Genomic DNA, 2,314 nt, shown 5'->3' on the forward strand with positions numbered 1-2,314 from the left:
TCTTTCCACTTGGACATTTGAGCACGGCACCTTTTTCAAGCGGCCGGCTGAGGCCGCGTTTCCCGGGCTTTCTAAGCACGAACGGGCAAGCGGGCAAGGGCGATCATGCCGCTGCGACAGCAGCGTGATCGCCCCAGCTTGCCTACTTGCGCTTCATCGCCTCCAGCAGCGCAGCACCGAAGGCGCCTTGCTGGTCCGCCTTGCTCGGCTGCGGCTTCGTAGAGGCGAACTTCATGTCGCGTACCTTGGCGGGCGCTGCCGAGCGCGGTGCAGCCTCGCCGCCGTCCTTGCGCATGGTCAGACCGATGCGCTTGCGCGGGATGTCGACCTCGACGACGCGGACCTTGACCACGTCGCCGGCCTTCACCACCTCGTGTGGGTCCTTCACGAACTTGTCGGCGAGCTGCGAGACATGGACGAGGCCGTCCTGGTGCACCCCGATGTCAACGAAGGCACCGAAAGCGGCAACGTTGGTGACGGTGCCTTCGAGCAGCATGCCCGGCTTCAGGTCCTTAATGTCGTCGACGCCGTCGGCAAAGGTCGCGGTCTTGAAGCCCGGACGCGGATCGCGGCCCGGCTTTTCCAGCTCGGCGATGATGTCGCGCACTGTCGGCAGGCCGAAACGCTCATCGACGAAGGCGCGAGGGTCGATCGCCTTCAACGCGGCACTGTCGCCCATCAGCTGGCGCAGATCGCGGCCGCAAGATGCGACGATCTTCTTGGCCACGCCATAGGCTTCGGGATGGACCGACGACGCATCGAGCGGTTCCTTGCCGTCACGGATGCGCAGGAAGCCGGCGCATTGCTCGAAGGCACGCTGGCCAAGCCGCGGCACGGCAAGCAGGTCGCGGCGCGTTGCAAACGCGCCCGAGGCATCGCGATAGGCGACGATCGACTCGGCAAGCGATGGCCCAAGGCCAGACACGCGCGCCAGAAGCGGCGCGGACGCCGTATTGAGGTCGACGCCGACRGCRTTSACCGCGTCTTCSACCACCGCTTCCAGCGAACGGCCRAGCCGRTACTGGTCGACATCGTGCTGGTACTGGCCGACGCCGATCGACTTSGGCTCGATCTTGACCAGTTCGGCSAGCGGRTCCTGCAGMCGSCKCGCGATRGAMACRGCCCCACGCAGCGACACGTCGAGATTGGGAAACTCGGCGGCAGCGGTTGCCGACGCGGAATAGACCGACGCGCCGGCCTCGCTGACGATGACCTTGGTCGGCTTGGCCCCCGGCATCTCAGACAGCATGTCGGCGACCAGGCGTTCGGTCTCGCGGCTGCCGGTGCCGTTGCCGATGGCGATCAGCTCGACCTTGTGACGGATGATCAGCCGCGCAAGCTCGGCCTGCGTTCCGCGCACGTCGTTCTTCGGCGGGAACGGATAGACGGTGGTGGTGTCGAGCACCTTGCCGGTGGCGTCGATGATCGCGACCTTGACGCCGGTGCGGATGCCCGGATCAAGGCCCATGGTGGCGCGCGAACCGGCGGGGGCAGCGAGCAGCAGGTCCTTGAGGTTGCGCGAAAAGACGCGGATCGCCTCTTCCTCGGCCGCCTCGCGCAGGTCGCGCATCAGGTCGAGCGACAAAGACAGCGACAGCTTCACCCGCCAGGTCCAGCCGGCGAGCGTCATCAGCCACTGGTCGCCCGGAAGCGTCGCGCCGATCTGGTAGGCAGCGGCGATCATCCGCTCGACCGGCTTGACCGGCGAGGTGTCGTCGGCGTCGATCTCGAGGTCGAGCGAGAGCACATCCTCGTTGCGGCCGCGCAGCATGGCGAGCGCGCGGTGGCTCGGAACGTTGGCCCAGCGCTCGGAATGGTCGAAATAGTCGGAGAACTTGGCGCCCGCCTCCTGCTTGCCGTCGACGACACGGGCACGCATCACCGCGCGCTCCTTCATGTGGGTGCGCAGGCGCCCCAGAAGCTCGGCGTTTTCGGAAATGCCTTCGGCGACGATGTCGCGCGCGCCTTCAAGCGCTGCCTTCACATCCGCCACATCGCCGGCAACATAGGCGACGGCAAGCTCAGCCGGCACGAGGCTGCGGTCGGCCAGGATGGCTTCGGCGAGTGGGCCAAGGCCGCGCTCCCTGGCGATCTCCGCCTTGGTGCGGCGCTTGGGCTTGTAGGGCAGGTAGATGTCCTCGAGCTCGGCCTTGGTGGTGACGGTGGCGATCCGGATCGCCAGATCGTCGGTCAGCTTGCCCTGGCTGGTGATCGACTCGACGATTGCGGCGCGCCGCGCTTCAAGCTCGCGCAGATAGGCCAGGCGCTCGGACAGATTGCGCAGCTGGGTGTCGTCGAGGCCGCCTGTCACTTC

Annotated in this window: 1 protein-coding gene; it reads right to left on the reverse strand. The window is 66.8% G+C overall.

Annotated features, from left to right (window positions below):
- Positions 1–142: 142 nt before the first annotated feature.
- Positions 143–2,314, reverse strand: a 2,172-nt coding sequence (locus tag AC1DUU_RS29780) for a Tex family protein (RefSeq protein ID WP_476786918.1), incomplete at its 5' end; no start/stop codon positions are given.

Source organism: Aminobacter sp. P4_H6_2 (genome assembly GCF_056400805.1).